Origin of the sequence: Blastococcus aggregatus (assembly GCF_900221005.1) — a bacterium.
Taxonomy (GTDB): Bacteria; Actinomycetota; Actinomycetes; order Mycobacteriales; family Geodermatophilaceae; genus Blastococcus; species Blastococcus aggregatus.
This window is the reverse complement of record NZ_OBQI01000005.1, coordinates 206,760-227,990: the sequence shown is the minus strand read 5'-3', so window position 1 is coordinate 227,990 and position 21,231 is coordinate 206,760. Positions and strand designations below refer to the sequence as shown.

22 protein-coding genes and 1 riboswitch are annotated in these 21,231 nt (G+C 73.1%); of the genes, 16 read left to right on the top strand and 6 right to left on the bottom strand.

Going from position 1 to position 21,231, the window contains the following annotated elements; translation table 11 throughout:
- Positions 1 to 6 precede the first annotated feature (6 nt).
- A complete protein-coding gene (dnaE, locus tag CRP29_RS16805) occupies positions 7 to 3,567 on the top strand; it encodes a DNA polymerase III subunit alpha (RefSeq protein ID WP_097196209.1) in 3,561 nt (1,186 codons plus the stop codon).
- Positions 3,564 to 4,190, top strand: a complete 627-nt coding sequence (locus tag CRP29_RS16800) for a DUF2567 domain-containing protein (protein WP_097196208.1) — start codon at positions 3,564 to 3,566, stop codon at positions 4,188 to 4,190. Before dnaE ends, CRP29_RS16800 begins: the two co-directional genes overlap by 4 nt.
- Here the strand turns inward: CRP29_RS16800 and CRP29_RS16795 are convergent.
- Positions 4,183 to 5,013, bottom strand: coding sequence for an LON peptidase substrate-binding domain-containing protein (locus CRP29_RS16795; RefSeq protein WP_097196207.1), 831 nt, complete (start codon positions 5,011 to 5,013; stop codon positions 4,183 to 4,185). The genes CRP29_RS16800 and CRP29_RS16795 overlap by 8 nt on opposite strands.
- Before the next feature lie 89 nt (positions 5,014 to 5,102).
- Between CRP29_RS16795 and hisD the strand changes: the two genes are divergently transcribed.
- The 5 genes from hisD to CRP29_RS16775 are packed head-to-tail and all read left to right on the top strand — an operon-like array spanning position 5,103 to position 8,907.
- A complete protein-coding gene (gene hisD / locus CRP29_RS16790; protein ID WP_097196206.1) occupies positions 5,103 to 6,407 on the top strand; it encodes a histidinol dehydrogenase in 1,305 nt (434 codons plus the stop codon).
- Positions 6,404 to 7,516: a histidinol-phosphate transaminase gene (locus CRP29_RS16785; protein ID WP_097196205.1), complete on the top strand. Its 1,113-nt coding sequence runs from the start codon at positions 6,404 to 6,406 to the stop codon at positions 7,514 to 7,516. Before hisD ends, CRP29_RS16785 begins: the two co-directional genes overlap by 4 nt.
- A 4-nt stretch (positions 7,517 to 7,520) precedes the next feature.
- A complete protein-coding gene (gene hisB, locus CRP29_RS16780) occupies positions 7,521 to 8,129 on the top strand; it encodes an imidazoleglycerol-phosphate dehydratase HisB (protein ID WP_097196204.1) in 609 nt (202 codons plus the stop codon).
- 3 nt (positions 8,130 to 8,132) lie between these two features.
- Positions 8,133 to 8,309 (top strand): hypothetical protein, encoded by a 177-nt coding sequence (locus tag CRP29_RS22865; RefSeq protein WP_176523015.1) that lies wholly within the window; start codon positions 8,133 to 8,135, stop codon positions 8,307 to 8,309.
- A 13-nt stretch (positions 8,310 to 8,322) separates the two neighbouring features.
- Positions 8,323 to 8,907, top strand: coding sequence for a nucleotidyltransferase family protein (locus CRP29_RS16775; protein ID WP_097196203.1), 585 nt, complete (start codon positions 8,323 to 8,325; stop codon positions 8,905 to 8,907).
- Positions 8,908 to 9,099: 192 nt separating this feature from the next.
- Here CRP29_RS16775 and CRP29_RS16770 read toward each other — a convergent pair whose 3' ends face one another.
- Positions 9,100 to 10,344 (bottom strand): HNH endonuclease signature motif containing protein, encoded by a 1,245-nt coding sequence (locus tag CRP29_RS16770; RefSeq protein WP_097196202.1) that lies wholly within the window; start codon positions 10,342 to 10,344, stop codon positions 9,100 to 9,102.
- A gap of 240 nt (positions 10,345 to 10,584) precedes the next feature.
- Here CRP29_RS16770 and hisH point away from each other — a divergent pair, with 240 nt between their 5' ends.
- Positions 10,585 to 11,223 carry an imidazole glycerol phosphate synthase subunit HisH gene (gene hisH, locus CRP29_RS16765; RefSeq protein ID WP_097196461.1) on the top strand — a complete coding sequence of 213 codons (639 nt, stop codon included), beginning with the start codon at positions 10,585 to 10,587 and terminating at the stop codon, positions 11,221 to 11,223.
- Here the strand turns inward: hisH and CRP29_RS16760 are convergent, their stop codons facing one another.
- Together CRP29_RS16760 and CRP29_RS16755 are read right to left on the bottom strand one after the other, a co-directional pair.
- Positions 11,224 to 11,928, bottom strand: coding sequence for a class I SAM-dependent methyltransferase (locus tag CRP29_RS16760; RefSeq protein ID WP_217991635.1), 705 nt, complete (start codon positions 11,926 to 11,928; stop codon positions 11,224 to 11,226).
- 22 nt (positions 11,929 to 11,950) lie between these two features.
- Entirely contained in the window at positions 11,951 to 12,550 is a 600-nt protein-coding gene (locus CRP29_RS16755) for a nitroreductase family protein (protein ID WP_097196201.1), read from the bottom strand.
- Positions 12,551 to 12,601: 51 nt separating this feature from the next.
- On the opposite strand from CRP29_RS16755, the gene priA reads away from it, so the two are divergent.
- Genes priA through CRP29_RS16730 form a run of 5 tightly spaced genes read left to right on the top strand, consistent with a single transcriptional unit; the run spans position 12,602 to position 15,370 of the window.
- Complete coding sequence (priA, locus tag CRP29_RS16750) at positions 12,602 to 13,333, top strand: bifunctional 1-(5-phosphoribosyl)-5-((5-phosphoribosylamino)methylideneamino)imidazole-4-carboxamide isomerase/phosphoribosylanthranilate isomerase PriA (RefSeq protein ID WP_097196459.1); 732 nt, start codon at positions 12,602 to 12,604, stop codon at positions 13,331 to 13,333.
- Positions 13,330 to 13,722: a RidA family protein gene (locus tag CRP29_RS16745; RefSeq protein ID WP_097196200.1), complete on the top strand. Its 393-nt coding sequence runs from the start codon at positions 13,330 to 13,332 to the stop codon at positions 13,720 to 13,722. Before priA ends, CRP29_RS16745 begins: the two co-directional genes overlap by 4 nt.
- Positions 13,719 to 14,489: an imidazole glycerol phosphate synthase subunit HisF gene (hisF, locus tag CRP29_RS16740; RefSeq protein ID WP_097196199.1), complete on the top strand. Its 771-nt coding sequence runs from the start codon at positions 13,719 to 13,721 to the stop codon at positions 14,487 to 14,489. The genes CRP29_RS16745 and hisF overlap by 4 nt, the downstream gene beginning before the upstream one ends.
- A 59-nt stretch (positions 14,490 to 14,548) precedes the next feature.
- Complete coding sequence (locus CRP29_RS16735) at positions 14,549 to 14,902, top strand: VOC family protein (RefSeq protein ID WP_097196198.1); 354 nt, start codon at positions 14,549 to 14,551, stop codon at positions 14,900 to 14,902.
- Between the two features lie 18 nt (positions 14,903 to 14,920).
- Complete coding sequence (locus CRP29_RS16730) at positions 14,921 to 15,370, top strand: SRPBCC family protein (protein WP_097196197.1); 450 nt, start codon at positions 14,921 to 14,923, stop codon at positions 15,368 to 15,370.
- 4 nt (positions 15,371 to 15,374) lie between these two features.
- On the opposite strand, the gene CRP29_RS16725 is transcribed toward CRP29_RS16730, so the two are convergent.
- Positions 15,375 to 15,989, bottom strand: coding sequence for a TIGR03085 family metal-binding protein (locus CRP29_RS16725; protein ID WP_097196458.1), 615 nt, complete (start codon positions 15,987 to 15,989; stop codon positions 15,375 to 15,377).
- 138 nt (positions 15,990 to 16,127) lie between these two features.
- Here CRP29_RS16725 and CRP29_RS16720 point away from each other — a divergent pair, with 138 nt between their 5' ends.
- From CRP29_RS16720 to CRP29_RS16710, 3 genes are read left to right on the top strand one after another with little or no spacing between them, the layout of a single operon-like run.
- On the top strand, positions 16,128 to 17,882 hold the full coding sequence (locus CRP29_RS16720; protein ID WP_245852914.1) for an ABC transporter ATP-binding protein: 1,755 nt from the start codon (positions 16,128 to 16,130) through the stop codon (positions 17,880 to 17,882).
- Complete coding sequence (locus CRP29_RS16715; protein ID WP_097196196.1) at positions 17,879 to 19,711, top strand: ABC transporter ATP-binding protein; 1,833 nt, start codon at positions 17,879 to 17,881, stop codon at positions 19,709 to 19,711. The genes CRP29_RS16720 and CRP29_RS16715 overlap by 4 nt, the downstream gene beginning before the upstream one ends.
- Before the next feature lie 26 nt (positions 19,712 to 19,737).
- Positions 19,738 to 20,151 carry a hypothetical protein gene (locus CRP29_RS16710; RefSeq protein WP_141437157.1) on the top strand — a complete coding sequence of 138 codons (414 nt, stop codon included), beginning with the start codon at positions 19,738 to 19,740 and terminating at the stop codon, positions 20,149 to 20,151.
- 73 nt (positions 20,152 to 20,224) lie between these two features.
- On the opposite strand, the gene CRP29_RS16705 is transcribed toward CRP29_RS16710, so the two are convergent.
- Positions 20,225 to 21,100 (bottom strand): bifunctional 5,10-methylenetetrahydrofolate dehydrogenase/5,10-methenyltetrahydrofolate cyclohydrolase, encoded by an 876-nt coding sequence (locus tag CRP29_RS16705; protein ID WP_097196194.1) that lies wholly within the window; start codon positions 21,098 to 21,100, stop codon positions 20,225 to 20,227.
- 15 nt (positions 21,101 to 21,115) lie between these two features.
- Positions 21,116 to 21,203: riboswitch (ZMP/ZTP riboswitch) on the bottom strand.
- Positions 21,204 to 21,231: the final 28 nt, after the last annotated feature.

The window sequence follows — 21,231 nt, the reverse complement described above, 5'->3', positions numbered from 1 at the left end:
CCGCCCGTGAGCAGCAAGTCCGACTCCTTCGCGCACCTGCACGTCCACACCGAGTACTCGATGCTCGACGGCGCGGCGAAGCTGCCCGAGGTGACGAAGGCGGCCGCCGAGCAGGGCATGCCGGCGCTGGCCATGACCGACCACGGCAACGTGTTCGGCGCCTACGACTTCTACAAGCAGGCGACCAGCGCGGGCGTGAAGCCGATCATCGGCATGGAGGGGTACTACACGCCGGGCTCGCGGTTCGACCGCGCGCCGTTCGACTTCGGCGACAAGCTCCTCGACGAGGAGGGCGACGGCGGCAACAACCGCGGCAAGGCCGCCTACACCCACATGACGCTGCTGGCCCGCACCACCGAGGGGATGCACAACCTCTTCCGCATCTCCTCGCTGGCCAGCCTCGAGGGCCAGTACCGGAAGCCGCGCTTCGACCGCGACCTGCTGGAGCGCTACGGCAAGGGCCTCATCGCGACCACCGGCTGCCCCTCGGGCGAGGTCAACATGTGGCTGCGGGCCGGCAAGGAGGACAAGGCCAAGCAGGCCGCGGCCGACTTCCAGGACATCTTCGGGAAGGAGAACTTCTACGCCGAGCTGATGGACCACGGCCTGTCCATCGAGAAGAAGACCCGCCCGGCGCTGATGGCGATCGCCAAGGACCTCGGCATCCCGCTGCTGGCCACCAACGACCTGCACTACACGCACAAGGAGGACGCGCAGGCCCACGACGCGCTCCTGTGCATCCAGACCGGTTCGCGGCTGAACGAGACCAACCGCTTCCGGTTCAACGGCGACGGCTACTACCTGAAGAGCGCCGCGGAGATGCGCGCGCTGTTCCCCGGCGAGCTCTCCGTCGCCTGTGACAACACGCTGCTCGTCGCCGAGCAGTGCGAGGTGACCTTCACCGAGGGCGCCGACCTGATGCCCCGCTTCCCCCTGCCCGAGGGGGAGGACGAGACCTCCTGGTTCATCAAGGAGGTCGAGCGCGGCCTGCACAAGCGCTACCCGGGCGGCATCCCCGACCACGTGCGCAAGCAGGCCGACTACGAGACCGGGATCATCTGCCAGATGGGCTTCCCGGGGTACTTCCTCGTGGTCGCCGACTTCATCAACTGGGCCAAGGACAACGGCATCCGCGTCGGTCCCGGCCGTGGCTCGGCCGCCGGGTCGCTGGCCGCGTTCGCCATGGGGATCACCGACCTGGACCCGCTGGCCCACGGTCTGATCTTCGAGCGGTTCCTCAACCCCGAGCGCGTCTCCATGCCCGACGTCGACATCGACTTCGACGACCGCCGCCGCGGCGAGGTTATCCGGTACGTGTCGGAGAAGTACGGCGAGGAGCGGGTCAGCCAGATCGTCACCTACGGGACGATCAAGGCGAAGGCCGCGATCAAGGACGCCGCCCGCGTGCTGGACCGCCCCTACTCCGTCGGCGACGAGCTCACCAAGCTGATGCCCCCGGGTGTCATGGGCAAGGACATCCCCCTGTCGGGGATCTTCGACCCGGCCCACCCCCGGTACAAGGAGGCCGCGGAGTTCCGCGCCCGCTACGAGTCCGACCCCGGCGCCGCCGAGGTCGTCGACCAGGCCCGCAAGCTCGAGGGCCTGAAGCGGCAGTGGGGCGTGCACGCCGCCGGTGTGATCATCGGCCGGCACCCGCTGATCGACAGCATCCCGCTGATGCGCCGCGAGGCCGACGGCGCGATGATCACGCAGTTCGACTACCCGACCTGCGAGACGCTCGGGCTGCTCAAGATGGACTTCCTGGGCCTGCGCAACCTGACCGTCCTCGACGACGCGCTGCGCAACATCGTGCTCAACGGCAAGGAGCCCGTCGACCTCGACGAGATCAGCAAGGACCTCACGGACAAGGCGACCTACGAGCTGCTCGGCCGGGGCGACACCCTCGGCGTCTTCCAGTTCGACGGCGGCCCGATGCGCTCCCTGCTGCGGCTCATGCGGCCGGACAACTTCGAGGACATCTCGGCCGTCGGCGCGCTGTACCGGCCCGGGCCGATGGGTGCGAACTCGCACACGAACTACGCGCTGCGCAAGAACGGCCAGCAGGAGATCACGCCGATCCACCCCGAGCTGGCCGAGCCGCTCGAGGAGATCCTCGGCCAGACCTACGGCCTGATCGTCTACCAGGAGCAGGTCATGGCGATCGCGCAGAAGGTCGCCGGGTACTCGCTCGGCAAGGCCGACCTGCTGCGTCGCGCGATGGGCAAGAAGAAGAAGTCCGTGCTGGACGCGGAGTTCGTCGGCTTCGAGGCCGGCATGACGGCCAACGGTTTCTCCGGCGCGGCGATCAAGACCCTCTGGGACATCCTCGTCCCGTTCGCCGACTACGCCTTCAACAAGGCGCACTCGGCGGCGTACGGGCTCATCTCGTACTGGACGGCCTACCTCAAGGCCAACTACCCGGCCGAGTACATGGCGGGGCTGCTGACCAGCGTCCAGGACGACAAGGACCGACGGCCGGTCTACCTGGCCGAGTGCCGCCGGATGGGCATCAAGGTGCTCCCGCCGGACGTCAACGAGTCCTCCTGGGACTTCACCGCCGTCGGCACCGACATCCGCTTCGGGCTGGCCTCGGTGCGCAACGTCGGGACCAACGTCGTCGACTCGATCGTGAAGGCGCGCGAGGAGAAGGGGGCGTTCAAGGACTTCCCCGACTTCATGAAGAAGATCGACACGGTGGCCTGCAACAAGAAGGTCATCGAGTCCCTCGCCAAGGCCGGCGGCTTCGACTCCCTGGGCCACTCCCGCCAGGGCATCGTCGCGATCCACGCGCAGGCCGTGGACTCCGCGATGGGGCTCAAGCGCAAGGAGGCCGAGGGGCAGTTCGACCTGTTCGGCAGCTTCGGCGAGGGGGACGCCGCCGAGGACCCGTTCGGCAGCGCGCTGGACATCGTCATCCCGACGGCCGACTGGTCCAAGAGCGAGCGGCTGGTCTTCGAGCGCGACATGCTCGGCCTGTACGTCTCCGACCACCCGCTGCACGGGGTCGAGCACGTGCTGGCCCAGAACGCCGACACCGCGATCGCCGAGATCAACGCCGGCGGGGTCGAGGACGGCGCGAACGTCACGATCGCCGGCATCCTCACCGCCGTCTCGCCGCGCACCAACAAGCAGGGCGCGCCCTGGGCCATCGCCACGCTGGAGGACCTCGAGTCCGGCATCGAGGTGCTGTTCTTCCCCAAGACCTGGGCCGAGGTCTCGGAGAAGGTCGTCCGGGACCAGATCGTGGTGGTCAAGGGCCGGATCAGCCGGCGCGACGACCAGCCCTCGCTGTTCGGCTCCGAGGTGACGCTCCCCGAGATCACCGAGGGCCCGCGCGGCCCGGTCCTGGTGTCGATGGCCGCCGCCCGCTGCACGCCGCCGGTGGTGGAGCGCCTGCGCGAGGTGCTGGGCAGCCACCCGGGCACCACCGAGGTGCAGCTCAAGCTGGTCAACGGCAGCCGGGAGACCGTGCTCCGGCTCGACCAGGGGCTGCGGGTCCGCCCGAGCACGGCGCTCATGGGTGACATCAAGGCGTTGCTCGGCCCCACCAGCGTCGCGCTGCTGTGACCACCCCGCCGTCCGCGCCCGTCCTGCGCGCCCGCGCCGTGCCGCCGCCACCGTCGGCGCGCTGGCGGGGCCGCGAGGAGCTGCGGGCCGACCTGCGCCCGGCGGCCTGGCTGGTCCTGGCGCTGGCGGGGGTCGGCGTGCCGGCCGGGCTGGCCTGGTGGGCGCTGGCCCCGCGCGCGGACTTCCGGATCACCGAGGACGGGCCGGTGGTGATCGGCTCGCCGTCGTCGGAGCTGCTGGTGGCCGACGACGCCGTCTTCGTCCTGGTCCTCACCGTGGTCGGGCTGCTCGCCGGCGGAGCCGCCTGGAGGATGCGCCGGCAGCGCGGCGTGGCCCTGCTGGTCGCGCTCGCCCTGGGCGCGACCGCCTCCGGGGCGATCGCCTGGCTGGTCGGCGAGCTCATCGGCGAGGGGCCGACCCGGGAGCAGCTGGCCGACGTCGGCGGGACGGTCACCACCGGGCTCGACCTCGGCGCCACCGCCGCGCTGGCCGTCGCGCCGTTCGTGGCGCTGCTCGTCTACGTGCTGGGCGTGATCATCAACGCCGAGGACGGGCTGGGCCGTCCGGCGCCGGAGCCCTCAGCCGTGCCCGCACCGGAGGGCGCGGTACCGCCGGTCAGTTGACGGTCATGGGGGTGGCGAACCCCTGCAGCGGCGCCGGAACCGCGCCCAGCTCGCGCAGGAGCGTCAGCTCACGGCGCAGCAGCCGGGTCTCCGCGGCCAGCCGGCGACGGGTCGTCGACTCGGCGAGCAGCGCCTGCCGGTCCTCGGTCGTGAGCAGCGCCGCCGACGCCACCAACCAGGACAGCGCCGTGGGGTCGTCGGCCACGGCGGCGAGCAGCGCGGCGCGCTCGGCGTCCTCGCCGTCACTGCCGGCGCCGAGGTCGGCGACCTCGTCGACGTAGTCGGTGAACAGCTCCTGCACGCCCGAAGCGAGCAGGGCCAGCGACCCCCGCGCCACGGAGGCGACGACCTCGTCGAGGTTCTCGTCGCAGACCGGCACCCGGCCGGCGGCGGGGGCGGCTCCGCTGCCCGGGAGGACCAGGCCCTCCGCGTCCCCGGCGGCTTCCTCGGCCGCCTCCTCGTCGGCGAGCCACTCGACCTCGCCCTGCAGGTACGGCGGGTCCTCGCCGACGACGACGTCGCGCAGCCGGAAGCGCTCGCCGCCGACGGTGACCACGCGGAAGCCGCCGTCGGCCTGCGGGCGCACCATCTGCAGCCGCGCGACGCAGCCGATGTCGTAGAGCGCCTCCGCCGGCGCGACCCGTTCCACCTCCCAGCCCTGCCGGATGGCGACGACGCCGAAGAATCGGCGCTCGCTCTCCTCCGGGATCGCCAGCAGGTCGAGGACCAGCCGCCGGTAGCGCGGCTCGAAGACGTGCAGCGGGAGGACGACACCGGGGAAGAGGGGAGTGCCGAGCGGGAACAGCGGGATCAACTCACCCATCCCGGCAGCCTACGGGCCGCTGGCTACGCTGGAACTCCGTCCCACGCCCACCCTCGCTGAGCCGTACCCACCCTCCCGGAGGCCATCCCGTGCTCGCCCGCATCGACCTGCGCGGATCCGCGCTGCCGGGATCCCGGGAGCTCGCCGGCCTGCTGCCGCGCGCCGCGACCGACATCGACTCCGTGCTCGCGACGGTGCGCCCGCTGTGCGAGGACGTGCGCATCCGGGGCGCCCAGGCGGTCCGCGAGATCACCGCGCGCCTCGACGGCGTGGACAACGAGGACTTCGCCGTCCCGCAGGCCGCGCTGGACCGTGCGCTCGCCGAGTGCGACCCCACGCTGCGCGCGGCGCTGGAGGAGGCGATCGCCCGGGTGCAGAAGGTGCACGCCGATCAGCGCCGCACCGACGTCACCACCGAGGTCGTCCCCGGCGGCACGGTCACCGAGCGCTGGGTGCCGGTGCGCCGGGTGGGCCTCTACGTCCCCGGTGGGCTGGCCCCGCTGCTGTCCAGCGTGATCATGAACGTCGTTCCCGCGCAGATCGCGGGCGTGGAGTCGATCGCCGTCGCCTCCCCGCCGCAGCGCGACCACGGCGGCCTGCCCGACCCCGGAGTGCTGGCCGCCTGCGCGCTGCTCGGCATCACCGAGGTCTACGCCGTCGGCGGGGCGCAGGCCGTGGCGGTCTTCGGCTACGGCGCCGGCTCCTGCGAGCCGGTCGACATGGTCACCGGCCCGGGCAACGTCTACGTGACGGCGGCCAAGCGGCTGCTGCGCGGCATCATCGGTATCGACTCCGAGGCCGGCCCCACCGAGGTGGCGATCCTCGCCGACGAGACCGCCGACCCCGCCCACGTCGCCGCCGACCTGATCAGCCAGGCGGAGCACGACCCGCTGGCCGGCGCGGTGCTCGTCACCGACAGCGAGGCCCTCGCCGACGCCGTCCTGGCGCTGGTGCCGGGGCAGGTCACCGCGACCAAGCACTCCGACCGGATCAACACCGCGCTGCACGGCAGCCAGTCCGGGATCGTGCTGGTCGACGACATCGACACCGGGCTCCGCGTGGTCGACGCCTACGCCGCCGAGCACCTGGAGATCCAGACCCGCGACGCGCGCGCGGTCGCCGCGCGGGTGCGCAACGCCGGCGCGATCTTCGTCGGCGCGTGGTCGCCGGTGTCGCTGGGCGACTACTGCGCCGGCTCCAACCACGTGCTGCCGACGGGCGGCTGCGCCCGCTTCTCCAGCGGATTGAGCGTCCAGTCCTTCCTGCGCGGCATCCACGTCATCGAGTACGACGAGCAGGCGCTCGCGGGCGTGGCCGGGCACATCGACGCCCTGGCCGGAGCCGAGGACCTGCCGGCGCACTCGGCGGCGGTGCGGATCCGGCAGCGCCCATGACGTCGATGGACGAGCTCCCGCTGCGGCCGGAGCTGCGGGGCCGCACGCCCTACGGCGCTCCGCAGGTGCCGGCGACCCATCGCCTCAACACCAACGAGAACCCGCACCCGCTGCCGGACGAGCTGCTCGCCGACCTGGGGACGGCGCTCGGACACGCGGCACTGGAGCTCAACCGCTATCCCGACCGCGACGCCCGCGACCTGCGCGCCGACCTCGCCGCCTACCTCTCCCGCTCCGCGGGGACGGCGATCGAGCCGGCGCAGGTGTGGGCGGCCAACGGCTCGAACGAGGTGCTCCAGCAGATCCTGCAGGCCTTCGGCGGAGCCGGGCGGACGGCGCTGGGGTTCACGCCGTCGTACTCGATGCACCCGATCATCAGCGCCGGCACCGGGACGGGCTGGGTGGACGGGCACCGTCGCGAGGACTTCACGATCGACCGGGCCGCAGCCGTGGCGCAGCTGCGCGAGGTCGCTCCCGACGTCGTCTTCGTGACCAGCCCGAACAACCCGACCGGCACCGCGGTGCCGCTGGAGACGATCGAGGAGCTGTACGCCGCCACGGCCGGGATCCTCGTGGTGGACGAGGCCTACGCGGAGTTCGCCCGCACCGGCACGCCGTCGGCGCTCACGCTGCTCCCCGGGCGGCCGCGGCTGATCGTGAGCCGCACGATGAGCAAGGCGTTCGGCATGGCCGGGCTGCGGTTGGGCTACCTCGCCGCGGACGCCGCCGTCGTCGACGCGCTGCAGCTGGTGCGGCTGCCCTACCACCTGAGCTCGCTGACCCAGGCGGCCGCGCGGGCCGCGCTGGCGCACACCGACGCGCTGCTGGCGACCGTCGACGCGGTGCGGGAGGAGCGGGACCGGATCGTCGCCGCGCTGCCCGCGATGGGGCTGACCAGCGTGCCGAGCGACGCCAACTTCGTGCTGTTCGGCCGCTTCGCCGACGCCCCCGCCGCCTGGCAGGCGCTGCTCGACCGCGGCGTCCTGGTGCGCGACGTCGGGCTGCCCGGATGGCTGCGGGTCACCGCCGGCACCGCCGCCGAGACCGACGCCTTCCTCACCGCGCTGGGTGAGGTGGCGCGGGATCAGCGCATCTCTCTGGGAGACTGACGCCATGACCGCACCTGCACGCCGCACCGCCCGGGTGGAGCGCGCGACCAGCGAGACCAAGCTGGTCGTCGAACTCGACCTCGACGGCACGGGCACCAGCTCGATCAGCACGGGCGTGGGCTTCTACGACCACATGCTCACCGCGCTGTCGAAGCACAGCGGGATCGACCTCACCGTGCAGGCCGACGGCGACCTGCACATCGACGCGCACCACACCGTCGAGGACGTCGCGATCGCCCTCGGCCAGGCGTTCGCCGAGGCGCTGGGCGACAAGCGCGGCATCACCCGCTACGGCGACGCGACCATCCCGATGGACGAGGTGCTGGCACAGGCCGCCGTCGACCTGTCCGGGCGGCCGTACTTCGTGCACGCCGAGCCGGAGAACATGACGCCGATGATCGGGCCGGACTACCCGACGTCGCTCACCAAGCACGTGCTGGAGTCCTTCGCGTTCAACGCGCGGATCAGCCTGCACGTGCGGGTGCTCTACGCCGGCCGCGACGCCCACCACATCGTCGAGGGTCAGTTCAAGGCGCTCGCACGGGCGCTGCGCCAGGCGGTCGCCCTGGACCCCCGCGTCACCGACGTGCCCTCGACCAAGGGCGCCCTGTAACCGGTGGACTCCGGCCTCATCCTGATCGTGTTCGGGGGCTTCCTGCTCGGGGGCGCGTGGAGCGTCTTCCGCGCCGACTCCGAGACCGAGGGGCGGACGACGCCGCAGGTCGTCCTGGCCGTGGCGTTGCTGGTCGCGGCGCTGATGGCGACGGCGTCGGGCATCCTCCGCCTGGTCTGATCCCGGCCCGACCGTGGACGACGAGCAGCGCTTCCTGCGCATCGTGCTGGCCGACCCGACGGTCGCGGCGGTGCTGGAGCGGGCGCCCGCCCTGGGCGTGGAGGACTGGTGGCTCACCGCCGGCGTGCTGTTCCAGACGGTGTGGAACGAGCTGACCGGCCGCCCGGCCGGCTCGGGCATCCGCGACGCCGACCTCTTCTACTTCGACGAGGACACCTCGTGGGCAGCGGAGGACGCCGTCATCCGGGCGGGTGCGGGGCTGTTCGCCGACCTGGCCGTGCCGGTGGAGATCCGCAACGAGGCGCGGGTGCACCTCTGGTACGCCGAGCACTTCGGCGTCCCGGCGCCGCCGTTCCGCGACTGCGCCGACGCGATCGACCACTTCGCCGCGGTGTGCTGCTGCCTGGGTGTGACCGTCGACGCCGACGGCAGCCCGCGGGTCTACGCGCCGCACGGCTTCGACGACCTGTTCGGCCTCGTGGTGCGCCCGAACCGGCGCCTCGCGCCGCGGGAGGTCTACGAGACCAAGGCCGCACGCTGGCTGGGGGAGTGGCCCGAGCTCACCGTCCTGCCGTGGGGCGTCGAGCCGCGGGCCTGACGCCGGTGGCGTCCCGGGTCGGGCCCCGGGTGCCCGCTACGAGCGCGAGTTCGTGTGGTCGGTGCTCGAGCAGCGCTACGCCGCCGGCAGCGGGGCGGGGACACCTTCCTGTTGACCCAGGAGCTGCGGCAGGACGCGCGCCTCAGCCGCCGCGCCACGGTGTGGGAGCGGGCCGAAGGCGGACCGGCGCGCTCAGGCGCTGATCAGGAACGGTTGACCGATCAGGATCTCGGTGCCGTCGGGGCGCCAGGTGCGCCATCGTCCGTCGGGTTGTCGCTCTATGCGGAAGCCGTGGTGGACCTTGGTGTGGTGGCGTTCGCAGAGGAGGGCGCCGTTGTCCAGGCAGGTGTCGCCGCCGTCGATCCAGTGGATGACGTGGTGGACGTCGCACCAGTAGGACGGGGCGTCACACCCGGCGAAGACGCAGTGCCGGTCCCGTACCTCGATCGCCCGCCGCAGGTGCGGGGGGAAGAGGCGCTTGCTCTGGCCGACGTCGAGGGGCTGGCCTTCGGGGCCGATGACGATGCGGGTGACGTTGCCGTCGCAGGCCAGCCAGCGGGCCTTGGCCGCGGAGATGATCCCGCCGAAGGTCGTCCGACCGGCGCCGGCACCAGCGCCTGACGACGTGTCCATCAGGTCGTCGAGGTCGATCAGCACGCCGACGTGCGGCTTGTGCCCGCGGAGCATCGGCAACGAGCCGGAGGCCAGGGCGTTGTCGGCGAGCTGGACGAGGGCGTCGCCGGCCTGCCGGGCCCGGCTGCGGGTGTCCCCGGCGGGGCGGGAGGCATGCTGGATCGACTCGACCGCGGTCTGCACCTTCTCCCCACCGACAGCATCCAGCCTGCCGTGGATGGTCACTGTGCCGTCGGTGTGCTTGGTGAAGGTCAGCGATCGCTGCTCGGTGGGGTCGGGTTCGATGCCGTCTGGGTCCAGCCGCGCCAGGTAGTGCCCGACCGCTTGGCGCAGGTCGGCATGCGAGCGGGTCATCGCCACGTCGGTGAGCAGCGCGTCGATCGCGGCCACGTCTACGCCCTGGGCTTCGGCGCGAGCGAGATTCACGTCCGACACGACCGGGGCGAGCACCGTCACTACCTCCACGCTCACCGCACCGGCCGCCGCGGCTGCCGCCAGCACCGGCAGCCGCTCCAGGGTGCGGCCGGCGTGCACCAGGCGGCTCGATTCCCGCTGCGAGAGCCGGTGGTGCCCGCGCAGCCAGGAGGCCATCGTCGCTTTGCCGTCGCGCTCGGCTGCCTGCGTGAGTTCACCCTCGCGGACCGTGCGGGCGACCTCGGCATCCAACCGGTTACGAGCCACCACCAGCGACCCGGTCCGCTCGATCACCGCCGGCCCGAACGAGGACTTCAGATCCTCGGCGGCCAACGCCCGCAGAGCGCCGTCCAAGCACTCCCTCGGCGTCTCGCAACTGGTCGAACACATGTACGAAGGATACCGCTGCGCCAGTCGGCCCACCACCTGTTTCCCCAGCTCAAAGCCTTGTCCAGAGATGTTGGCAAGGCCTTGACTGCAGGCCGGCACCACGCCCGCGCGAGCTCCCTCGCGACGCGGGCGACGCCGGCAGCAGTTGGCACAGCGCCCCGCGGGCGCCGGCGTGGGCCGTCCCACGCAGTCGCGGGAATCACGGCGGGCGCCGCTGCGCTGGTCGGTAGCGTGGCAGGCGTGAAGAAGGTGGCGGTCCTCGACTACGGGTCGGGCAATCTGCGCTCGGCCGAGCGCGCGCTCGCCCGCGTGGGCGCCGACGTGACGGTGACCTCCGACGCGCACACCGCGCTGGAGGCCGACGGCCTCGTCGTCCCCGGCGTCGGCGCGTTCGCCGCCTGCATGGAGGGCCTCAAGGCCGTCGACGGGCCGCGGATCATCGACCGCCGCCTGGCCGGTGGCCGTCCGGTGCTCGGCATCTGCGTCGGCATGCAGATCCTGTTCGAGCGCGGCGTCGAGCACGGCCACGACGCGGAGGGCTGCGGCGAGTGGCCCGGCGTCGTCGAGCAGCTCCAGGCGCCGGTGCTGCCGCACATGGGCTGGAACACCGTCGACGTCGCCCCGGGCAGCGTGCTGTTCGAGGGCCTCGAGGGCGAGCGCTTCTACTTCGTGCACTCCTACGGCGTCCGCGACTTCACCCTCGGCCAGGACGAGGCGCCGTCCCCGCTGCCCAAGCCCAAGGTGACCTGGGCCGAGCACGGCGACCGGTTCGTGGCCGCGATCGAGAACACCGCGCTGTCGGCGACCCAGTTCCACCCCGAGAAGAGCGGCGACGCCGGTGCGCAGCTGCTCACGAACTGGCTGAACAGCCTCGACTGATCAGGGCAGCGCGAGCAGCCGGAGCGCCAGGAACCCCGGCCGCCGGGCGAGCTTGTCGTACTCCGCGGGCCAGCGCTCGCGCATGATCTCGGGCGCTCGCGGCTCGACGAGGCGCTGGATCACGAAGCCGGCATCCGTCGCGGCCGCGCAGAGGTCGGACAGCGGCTCGCGCCAGAACTGCACCTCGTGCCGCCCCGACAGCATCGACCAGGCGTCGGTCTCCAGGACCCGGTCGAAGTAGGACCCGCCCTTCCGCAGCCAGTCCGTCGTCGGGTGCTGGGTCGAGAGGACGACGGCGCCGCCGGGTCGCAGCACGCGACGCATCTCCGCGAAGGTCCCCCGGCGGTCGGCCACGTAGTGGATGGCGAGCGCGCAGAGCACCACGTCGACGGAGTCGTCGGGGTAGGGGAGCGGCTCCTCGAGCCGGGCGACGCGGAGCTCGGCGCGGTTCCCCACCCGCTCCCGGGCGAGCTCGACCATCCCGGTGCTGGCGTCGAAGCCGAGCACCTCGGCGCCGCGCTCGAGCAGCGCCTCCGCGTACAGGCCGGGCCCACACCCGGCGTCGAGCACCCGCAGCCCGGCGACGTCCCCGAGCAGCTCGAGCACGGTCGGCCGGTCGTAGTGGGCGTTGTAGGCGTTGTCCTCGGCGTGGGCCAGGAACTCGCCGGCCATCCGGTCGTAGGGGTGCCACAGCTCGTCGGTCACCCGCCGACCGTAGTGGCGCGGATCACCACCGGCCGCGGTGCACGACCTCGTCGACTCCGCGGCGGCCGCGCTTCAGCGACGGCGAGCGGCGGTCACCCTCGCCCGGGTAGCCGATCGACAGGCAGCCGACCGGCCGGTACTCGGCCGGCACGTCGAAGGCCGTGCGCAGCGCCGCGACCTTGTCCGCCGGGACACCGAAGAAGCAGGCGCCCAGCCCCTCGTCGACGGCGGTCAGCAGGATCAGCAGCGAGGCCATCCCGGCGTCGACGTCCCAGTAGGGCACCGGCCAGCGCGCCTCGTCGCGGTCGGTCCAGCCCTTGTCCGGCTCGGCGTACCGGTCCAGGTAGGCCTGCTTGTTCGAGAACGGGACGACCAGCAGCGGCGCCCGCCGCATCCGGGTCAGCCAGGCGTCGGGAGCGTCGGCGTCGGTCGTCGCCGTCCAGAAGCGGTCCCGTTCCTCGTCGGTCTCCAGCACGAGGAACGCCCAGCCCTGGCTGAAGCCGGCCGAGGGGGCCCGGATCGCGTGCGCCAGCAGCCGCTCGCGCACGTCGGGCGGCACGGGCCGGTCGGGGTCGTAGTCGCGCACCATGCGCCGCCGCCGGACCACCTCTGCGAACTCCACGCCGACAGCCTGCCGCAGGCCCCCGACGGCACCGCTCCTAGGCTGGTGGTCGTGCCGAAGCTGCAGCTCCTCCCCGCCGTCGACGTCGCCGACGGACAGGCCGTCCGCCTCGTGCAGGGGGAGGCCGGTAGCGAGACCTCCTACGGCGACCCGCTCGAGGCCGCCCTCCAGTGGCAGCGGGACGGCGCCGAGTGGGTGCACCTGGTCGACCTCGACGCCGCCTTCGGCCGCGGGTCCAACCGCGAGCTGCTGGCCCGCGTCGTCGGCGAGCTGGACGTCGACGTCGAGCTCTCCGGCGGCATCCGGGACGACGAGTCCCTGGCCGCGGCCCTGGCCACGGGCTGCCGACGCGTGAACCTCGGCACGGCGGCGCTGGAGTCGCCGGAGTGGTGCGCCCGCGCCATCGCCGAGCACGGTGACCGCATCGCCGTCGGCCTGGACGTGCGCGGCACCCGGCTGGCCGCCCGCGGCTGGACGAAGGAGGGCGGCGAGCTCTTCGAGACCCTCGCCCGCCTGGACGCCGAGGGCTGCGAGCGCTACGTCGTCACCGACATCACCAAGGACGGCACGCTCAAGGGCCCGAACCTGGAGCTGCTGCGCGAGGTCTGCGCCGCCACCCCGCGGCCGGTCATCGCCTCCGGCGGGGTCAGCTCGCTGGACGACATCCGCGCGCTGGCCGGCCTGAGCGCCGTCGGCGTCGAGGGCGCCATCGTCGGCAAGGCCCTGTACGCCGGCGCCTTCACGCTGCCGGAGGCGCTGCGGATCACCGAGGAACTCGCGTGAGCGTGACGCGGCTGGGCTCGGGCAGCCCGTGGGAGGCGGTCGTCGGCTACAGCCGCGTCGTCGTCCGCGGTGACACGGCCTGGGTCAGCGGCACGACGTCCACCGTGGACGGCGAGGTCGCGCACCCCGGCGACGCCGCCGCCCAGACCCGCCAGGCCCTGGCGATCATCGAGCAGTCCCTGGAGCGGGCCGGCTTCACGCTGAACGACGTCGTCCGGACCCGGATGTTCGTCACCGACATCTCCCGGTGGGAGGAGGTGGGACGGGTGCACGGCGAGGTCTTCGGCGACGTCCGGCCCGCCACGACGATGGTGCAGGTCGCCGCCCTCATCGACCCCGCGCACCTGGTCGAGATCGAGGCCGACGCCGTGCGGGGGGTGCCCGCGTGAGCCTGTCCGTGCGCGTGATCCCGTGCCTGGACGTCGACCAGGGCCGGGTGGTCAAGGGGGTCAACTTCGTCGACCTGCGCGACGCCGGCGACCCGGTGGAGATGGCCCGGGTCTACGACGCCGAGGGCGCCGACGAGCTCACCTTCCTCGACATCAGCGCCAGCTCCGGCAACCGGGAGACGACCTACGACGTCGTCCGCCGGACCGCCGAGAGCGTCTTCATCCCGCTCACCGTCGGCGGCGGGGTGCGCACCGTCGAGGACGTGGACAAGCTGCTGCGCGCCGGCGCGGACAAGGTCGGTGTCAACACCGCCGCCGTCGCCCGGCCGGAGCTGATCGCCGAGATCGCGCACCGCTTCGGCAGTCAGGTGCTGGTGCTCTCGGTCGACGCCCGCCGCGTGCGCGACGGTGCGGCCACCGACTCCGGCTTCGAGATCACCACCCACGGCGGACGCCGCGGCACCGGCCGCGACGCCGTCGAGTGGGTGGTGCAGGCCGCCGCGCTCGGCGTCGGCGAGGTGCTGCTCAACTCCATGGACGCCGACGGCACCCAGGCCGGCTTCGACATCGAGCTCATCCGGGCGGTGCGCCGCGAGGTGACGGTTCCGCTCATCGCCAGCGGGGGAGCGGGCAAGGTCGAGGACTTCCCGCCGGCGGTCGAGGCGGGTGCGGACGCCGTCCTCGCCGCCAGCGTCTTCCACTTCGGCAAGCTGCGGGTCGGCGACGTCAAGGCCGGGCTGGCCCGCGCGGGCATCCCGGTCCGGTAGGGGTCGACGCCCGGCGACCGGGCGAGCAGGGTGGGGAGCCCGACCCCGGAGCGCCCGCCATGCACCTGCACCGCATCAGCACGAACCTGAACGTCGACGACGCCACCACCGGCCACGAGTTCTACGAGGAGTTCCTCGGGCTGGAGAAGCAGTTCGACATGGGCTGGGTGGCCAGCTTCCGGTCACCGTCGAACCCGAGCATCCAGGTCACGCTCGTCGGCACGGACGCGACCGCACCCGAGCAGTCGTCGATGAGCGTCGCGGTCGCCGACGTGGACGCCGCCTATGCCGAGGCCCAGCGGCGCGGGTACGAGATCGTCCACCCGCTCACCCAGGAGCCGTGGGGCGTGCGCCGGTTCTTCGTCCGCGACCCGCACGGCGTGGTCGTCAACGTCGTGGGTCACGCGGACTGACACCGCTGGGGACCCGTCGTGCGATTCCGCTACAGCCTGACGACGAGGGCCACGCCCGAGCAGGCGTTCACGGCGTTCACCGACTTCGGGGAGCGCCGCCTCGACGTGTGGCAGAAGACCCTGGATCCGGCGAAGTACGAGGTGCGGGAGCGAGGTGAGAACTGGGCCGTGGTCCGCGAGGGCAGCGCGGGCGTGCGGATCTGGGTTCTCCTGCGCTACGAGTGGCAACCGCCGGGGACGGTCCGCTGGACGCTGCTGGACAGCGACCACTGTGCCGCCGGCCGAGGTGAGGTGAGGATCAGCCCCGGCCCGGACGGCGGCAGCCGGGTCGACGCCGAGATCGACCACCGGCGCCCGCGCGGGCTCCGGGGCCGGGCCATCCTGCTGGCGCAGCGGCTGATCGGCCCGGTGGCCTTCCCGCGGATGTGGCGGGCGGCGCTCGACCGGGTCGCCGCCGCGGGCGGCTAGGCGGTCAGGACGTCGTCACCCGCGCGACGTCCCGGCGGCCCGAGGCCCACAGCAGCAGCTCGAGCGGCTCGCCCTCGACGGTCCGCTCCCCGGCGCCGATGCGCGCCGCCACCTCCGGGCGGTCCGTGCGGCGCAGCACGACGCCGCCCCGGCCGGCACCGCGCCGCGCGTAGAGGGTCGCGGGCAGCCACAGCCGGTCCTGGACTGCGGCCGGCAGCTCGCGCGGCGCCCACCCCGGCTGCGCCCGCCGCACGTCCTCGTGGTGGATGGCGAACTCCGGGTCGTTCAGCCGGTCCAGGCCGGGCCACGTCAGCGGCGACCAGCGAGGCGGGCCCGTGCGGACGCGGTCGACCAGCTCCGCGTACGGCAGGCGCTCACGGGCGCCGTCCTCCACACGGTGCGACCAGCTGCCCAGGCGGCCCAGCCCCGGCAGCATCTCCAGCGCGTAGCCCGGCATCGCGTCGGGCCGCCGGTCGCGGACGGCGAGGTGGGCGGCCAGATGCGCGGTGCTCCAGCCGGAGCAGCAGGTGGGCGCGTCCGGGCCGAGTTCGTCGAGCAGGTCGGCCAGCGAGCGGCGCTCCTGGGCAGCGAGCGAACCGGCAGTGGCGGGGGAGGTCATCACCCGACGCTACCGACACCGCGTCGGCGGAATAATCCGAATTGCGTTCGGTTGCCGGGTGAGATCGCCGTAACATCCCAGAGCCGGAACCGAACCACCCCGAGGAGACCTGTGCCGCGCCGCCGTCGAGATGCCGTCGTGCGGCGAGGGATCCGGCACGTCGGCCGCGCCATCGCGCTGCAGCCCAGGATCTTCGCCGCCGCGCTGCTGGGCAGCAGCCTGTTCGCCGTCATGACGGTGGCCAGCGCCTACGTGATCGGCGAGATCACCGATCGCGTCATCCTGCCGTCCTTCGACGAGGGCAGCGCCTCGACCGCCGCGCTGGCCCTCGCCGTCGCGGCCATCATCGGCGTGGCCCTGCTGCGGATCGTCGGCATCATCGGGCGCCGCCTGCTGTCGGGGATCATGCAGTACCGGCTGCAGGCGCAGATGCGCCGCGAGGTGACCGGGCAGTACCTGCGTCTCCCGCTGTCGTGGCACCAGCAGCACCCCACGGGTCAGCTGCTCTCCAACGCCAACTCGGACGTGGAGGCGGCCTGGTTCTTCGTCGCGCCGCTGGCCTTCGGGCTGGGCGCGGTGATCATCATCGTGATCACCGGCGGGGCGATGGTCGCGACCGATCCGCTGCTGGCGCTGATCGGTGTCGTCATCTTCCCCCTGGTGTTCGTGATCAACGCGCTGTACTCGCAGGTGATGAGCCCGCGCCAGCAGCGGGCCCAGCAGCTGCGCGCAGAGGTCAGCGAGATCGCCCACGAGAGCTTCGACGCCGCACTGGTGGTCAAGACCCTGGGCCGCGAGGAGTCCGAGACCGAGCGGTTCAACGCTCGCGCCGGTGAGCTGCGCGACGGGCTCATCTCCGTCGGCCGGATCCGTGGACTGTTCGACCCGCTGATCGAGTCGCTGCCCAACCTCGGCACCCTGGCGGTCCTGCTGGTCGGTGCGCACCGGGTCGCCGACGGCGCGATCGACGTCGGCGAGCTGGTGTCCATCGCCTACCTGTTCACGCTCCTGGCCCTGCCCATCCGGGCGATCGGGTGGGTGCTCGCCGAGCTGCCGCGCGCGCTGGCGGGCTACGACCGGATCACCCCGGTCCTCGAGGCGACCGGCGAGACGCCGTACGGGCCGGAGGACGCGGCCACGGCGAGCGGCGGTGCGGCACTGGGACTGCAGGGGATCGGCTACACCTTCGCCGGGGTCGAGCGCCCGGCCGTCCGCGACGTCACCTTCGACGTCCCCGCGGGCGGGACCGTCGCGGTGGTCGGGCCGACCGGCTCGGGCAAGTCCACCCTCGCCGGGCTGCTGGTCCGGCTCGTCGACCCCGCCGACGGGACGGTCCTGCTGGACGGGCTCGACATCCGCAGCCTGCGCGAGGGACAGGTCAGCGACCAGGCCGCTTTCGTCGCCCAGCAGGCGTTCCTCTTCGACGACACGGTGCGCGGCAACATCACCCTCGGTGGCCCGTACACCGACGAGGACGTCTGGGCGGCGCTGCGGGTGGCCGCCGCCGACGACTTCGTGACCGCCCTGCCCGACGGCCTCGACACCCACGTCGGCGAGCGCGGCGCCTCCCTGTCGGGCGGTCAGCGGCAGCGCCTGGCGCTGGCCCGGGCGATCGTCCGCCGGCCGCGGCTGCTCGTGCTCGACGACGCCACCAGCGCCGTCGACCCCGCCGTCGAGGCCCGCATCCTCGACGCGCTGCGGGCCAGCGACGCCCCGGCGACCGTGGTGGTCGTCGCCTACCGCCAGGCGACCATCGCGCTCGCCGACGAGGTCGTCTGGTTCGAGCACGGCCGTGCGGTCGCGCGCGGCAGCCACGAGTACCTGCTCGGCGAGGTGCCGGGCTATGCCGACCTGGTGCGCGCCTACACCCAGGCCGAGGGGGTGCCGGCATGACCGTCACGCTGCCCGACGAGGACCGCCGCGAGGGCGCGATCCAGACGCTCCGCCGGGGCCTGCGGATGATGCCCGAGTTCCGGCGCGGGCTGCCTCTGACGGTCCTGCTCGCGGTGCTCGCCACCGCGGGGCGGGTCGTCGTCCCCATCGCCGTCCAGCAGGTCCTCGACCGCGGGATCGGCGCGGAGGGCGGTCCCGACCTGGACTTCGTCACCTGGGTCGTGCTCGGTTGCGCGGTGGTCGTCGTGCTGACCGCCGTGGCGGTCTACCGGATGAACCTGCGGCTGTTCCGCACCACCGAGACCGCGCTGGCCGGCCTGCGTGTGCGGGCCTTCCGCCACGTGCACGACCTGTCCGCGGTGCACCAGCAGGCCGACAAGCGCGGCGCGCTGGTGTCGCGGGTCACGAGCGACGTCGACCAGTTGTCGCAGTTCATGCAGTGGGGCGGCGTGCTCGGCCTGATCAGCTTCGGCCAGCTGCTCGTGGCCACGGTCGTGATGTTCGTCTACTCGTGGCAGCTGACGCTGGTCGTCCTGGTCTGCTTCGTGCCGCTGGGGATCGCGGTCCGCTGGTTCGCCGCCGAGCTGGCGGTGGTCTACGGCCTGGTCCGCGAGCGGATCGGCGACCTGCTGGCGGCCGTCTCCGAGTCCGTGGTGGGCGCGTCGACCGTGCGCGCCTACGGCGTGCGGGAGCGCACCGCGGAGCGCATCGACGCGGCGATCGACCGGCACTACCGGGCGGCGGTCGACGCGCAGCGGGTGGCCGTGGGGGTGTTCGTCAGCGGCGAGCTCGCCGCCGCGCTCGCCAATGCCGCGCTGGTCGTCGCCGGGATCTACCTGGGTCTCGCCGGTGACATCTCGGCGGGAACGCTGGTGGCCTTCCTCTTCCTGGTCACCCTCTTCGTCGCGCCGGTCCAGACCGCCAGCGAGGTGATCAACGAGGCGCAGAACGCGCTGGCCGGGTTCCGGCGGGTGCTCGACATCCTCGACACCGAGCCCGACGTGCGGGATCCGGCAACGGCCGCGCCGGAGAGCAGCCTGCACCTGCCCGACGGCGTGCTCGGCGTCCGCTTCGACCACGTGACCTTCCGGTACGCGCCCGGCGCCCGGAAGGCGCTCGACGACGTCGACCTGACCATCGCGCCGCGCCGGCGGGTGGCGATCGTCGGTGAGACCGGCTCGGGCAAGACCACCTTCGCCAAGCTGGTCACCCGGCTCATGGACCCGGTCGAGGGGCGGGTGCTGCTGGGGTCCGACGACGCCGGCTGGGTGCCGTTGTCCGACGTCGCCTTCGGGTCGCTGCGCGCGCGGGTCGTGATGGTGCCCCAGGACGGCTTCCTCTTCGACGCGACCGTCGCCGACAACGTCCGCTACGGCGCGCCGACGATCAGCGACGCGGAGGTCACGCGCGCGTTCGCCGACCTCGGCCTGACCGACTGGGTCGAGGGCCTGCCCCACGGCGTGACCAGCCCGGTGGGGCAGCGCGGTGAGTCGCTGTCGGCAGGTGAGCGCCAGCTCGTCGCCGTCGCCCGCGCGTACGTGGCCGACCCCGACCTGCTGGTGCTCGACGAGGCGACCAGCGCGGTCGACCCCGCCACCGAGCAGCGGCTGACCCGGGCGCTGGACACCCTCACCGCCGGGCGGACGACGCTGACCATCGCGCACCGCCTGTCCACCGCGGAGCGGGCCGACGAGATCCTCGTGGTGGACGCGGGACACGTCGTGCAGCGCGGCAGCCACGCCGAGCTGGTCGGCACCGACGGCACCTACGCGCGGCTGCACGCCTCGTGGCGCCGGTCGTCGGCCGGCGAGCCGGAACCGGTGGCCTGACCCCGGTCGGCCCTAGGCTGCGCCGCGTGTCCGTACCCGCCGCTGCCGCGACGCGGCTGCCGCCCGCCCTGGCGATCGTCGCCGCCCCGCTCGCCGTGCTCAGTGCGTTCGCGCCCGGGTTCTTCTTCCTGGTCGCGCTGGGCTTCTCCGGCGGGAACCTCTCCGGACTGGAGTGGCTGCTGCTGGTCGTGCCGCTCGGACTCTCGCTGGGCCTGCTGACGGGGGCGGTGCTGCTCCTGCTCGGCCGGTCCTGGCGGGTCGTCGCCGTGTCCGGCGCGGTGCTCGCCCTGCTGATCATCGGCGGCACGCTGTTCGGCGGCTGGGCCGAGGACGCGCTGGGCTTCGCGCTCGCGACCGGGCTGTTCCCGGCGGCCGCCGCGGTGCTGGCCTCGCTGCCCGGGGTGCGGGCGTGGGTCGCGGCACGGCGCGCGACGTCGTAGCACTGCAGTGTTGAACGCGAGGGGCCCAGGATCGCCGCTGTTCTGGGCCGCTCGCGTTCAACGCTCGGTTGCCTCAGCTCGACGACCTCTCAGCTGCCTGGACCGCGTTGCGGAAGAGCATCGCGACGGTGGTGGGCCCGACGCCGCCTACGCGCGGGGTGATCGCCGAGGCGACGTCCGCACATCGCTCGTCGACGTCGGGCAGCAGCCGTCGACCGGAGTAGCGCACCCCACCTCCGATGACCACGGCTCCGGGCTTGACGTGCTGCGGCCGGACGATGCCGGGCACGCCCGCGGCGGCGATGAGCACGTCGGCGCGGCGTGTGTACCGAGACCAGTCCGGGACGCCGGTGTGCACGACGGTGACCGCGGCGTTCGCGGTCGGGCGCTTCTGCGCGAGCAACGTGGCCAGCGGTCGCCCGAGGGTCGCGCCCCGGCCGAGGACGACGACCTCCCGTCCCGCGATCGGGATGTCGTAGTGCGCCAGGAGCGCCTCGATGCCCGCCGGTGTGCACGGCCGGGGAGCGGGTCGGCCGAGGGCGAGCCGCCCGAGGTTGAGCGGGTGCATGCCGTCCACGTCCTTGTCCGGATCGACCTCGGCGAGGGCGGCGTCGTAGTCGAGGGGTGACGGGACCGGGTGCTGGATCAGCAGCGCGTGCACCGCCGGGTCGGCATTGAGCGTGCCGATGACCCGGTGCAGGTCGTCCTGCGTGGCGTCGCCGGGGAGGTGGACGTGCGGGGACGCAAAGCCGAGGGACCGTGCCGTGCGCTGCTTGATCCGGATGTAGCCCGCGCTGGCGTCGTCGTCCCCGACGAGGACCGTTGCGAGGCTCGGCGTCACCCCGCCGGCGCGCAGGCGGGCCACGTCGGCGGTGATCTGCTCGAAGATGGCGTCCGCGCCGGGCTTGCCCGGCAGCATGCGGGCCGTGGTGGTCGACGGCTGGTCCATGGGCTCTCCTCCATCGGATGAAGCCCAGGCGCGCGGCGGACGTCGGTCGACGAGGCCGCTCCCCGGTGGTTCCCCACCTCGAGCGCCAGTCACGGCCCGCCCCCACGATAGCCGCGATGACGCACTCTGCG

Coding starts and splice junctions, on each gene's coding strand:
- CRP29_RS16795 (WP_097196207.1), bottom strand. CDS start 5,013: ATGGGTGAGTTGATCCCGCTGTTCCCGCTCGGCACTCCCCTCTTCCCC.
- CRP29_RS16785 (WP_097196205.1), top strand. CDS start 6,404: ATGACGTCGATGGACGAGCTCCCGCTGCGGCCGGAGCTGCGGGGCCGC.
- hisB (WP_097196204.1), top strand. CDS start 7,521: ATGACCGCACCTGCACGCCGCACCGCCCGGGTGGAGCGCGCGACCAGC.
- CRP29_RS16770 (WP_097196202.1), bottom strand. CDS start 10,344: ATGTGTTCGACCAGTTGCGAGACGCCGAGGGAGTGCTTGGACGGCGCT.
- CRP29_RS16735 (WP_097196198.1), top strand. CDS start 14,549: ATGCACCTGCACCGCATCAGCACGAACCTGAACGTCGACGACGCCACC.
- CRP29_RS16725 (WP_097196458.1), bottom strand. CDS start 15,989: ATGACCTCCCCCGCCACTGCCGGTTCGCTCGCTGCCCAGGAGCGCCGC.
- CRP29_RS16715 (WP_097196196.1), top strand. CDS start 17,879: ATGACCGTCACGCTGCCCGACGAGGACCGCCGCGAGGGCGCGATCCAG.
- CRP29_RS16705 (WP_097196194.1), bottom strand. CDS start 21,100: ATGGACCAGCCGTCGACCACCACGGCCCGCATGCTGCCGGGCAAGCCC.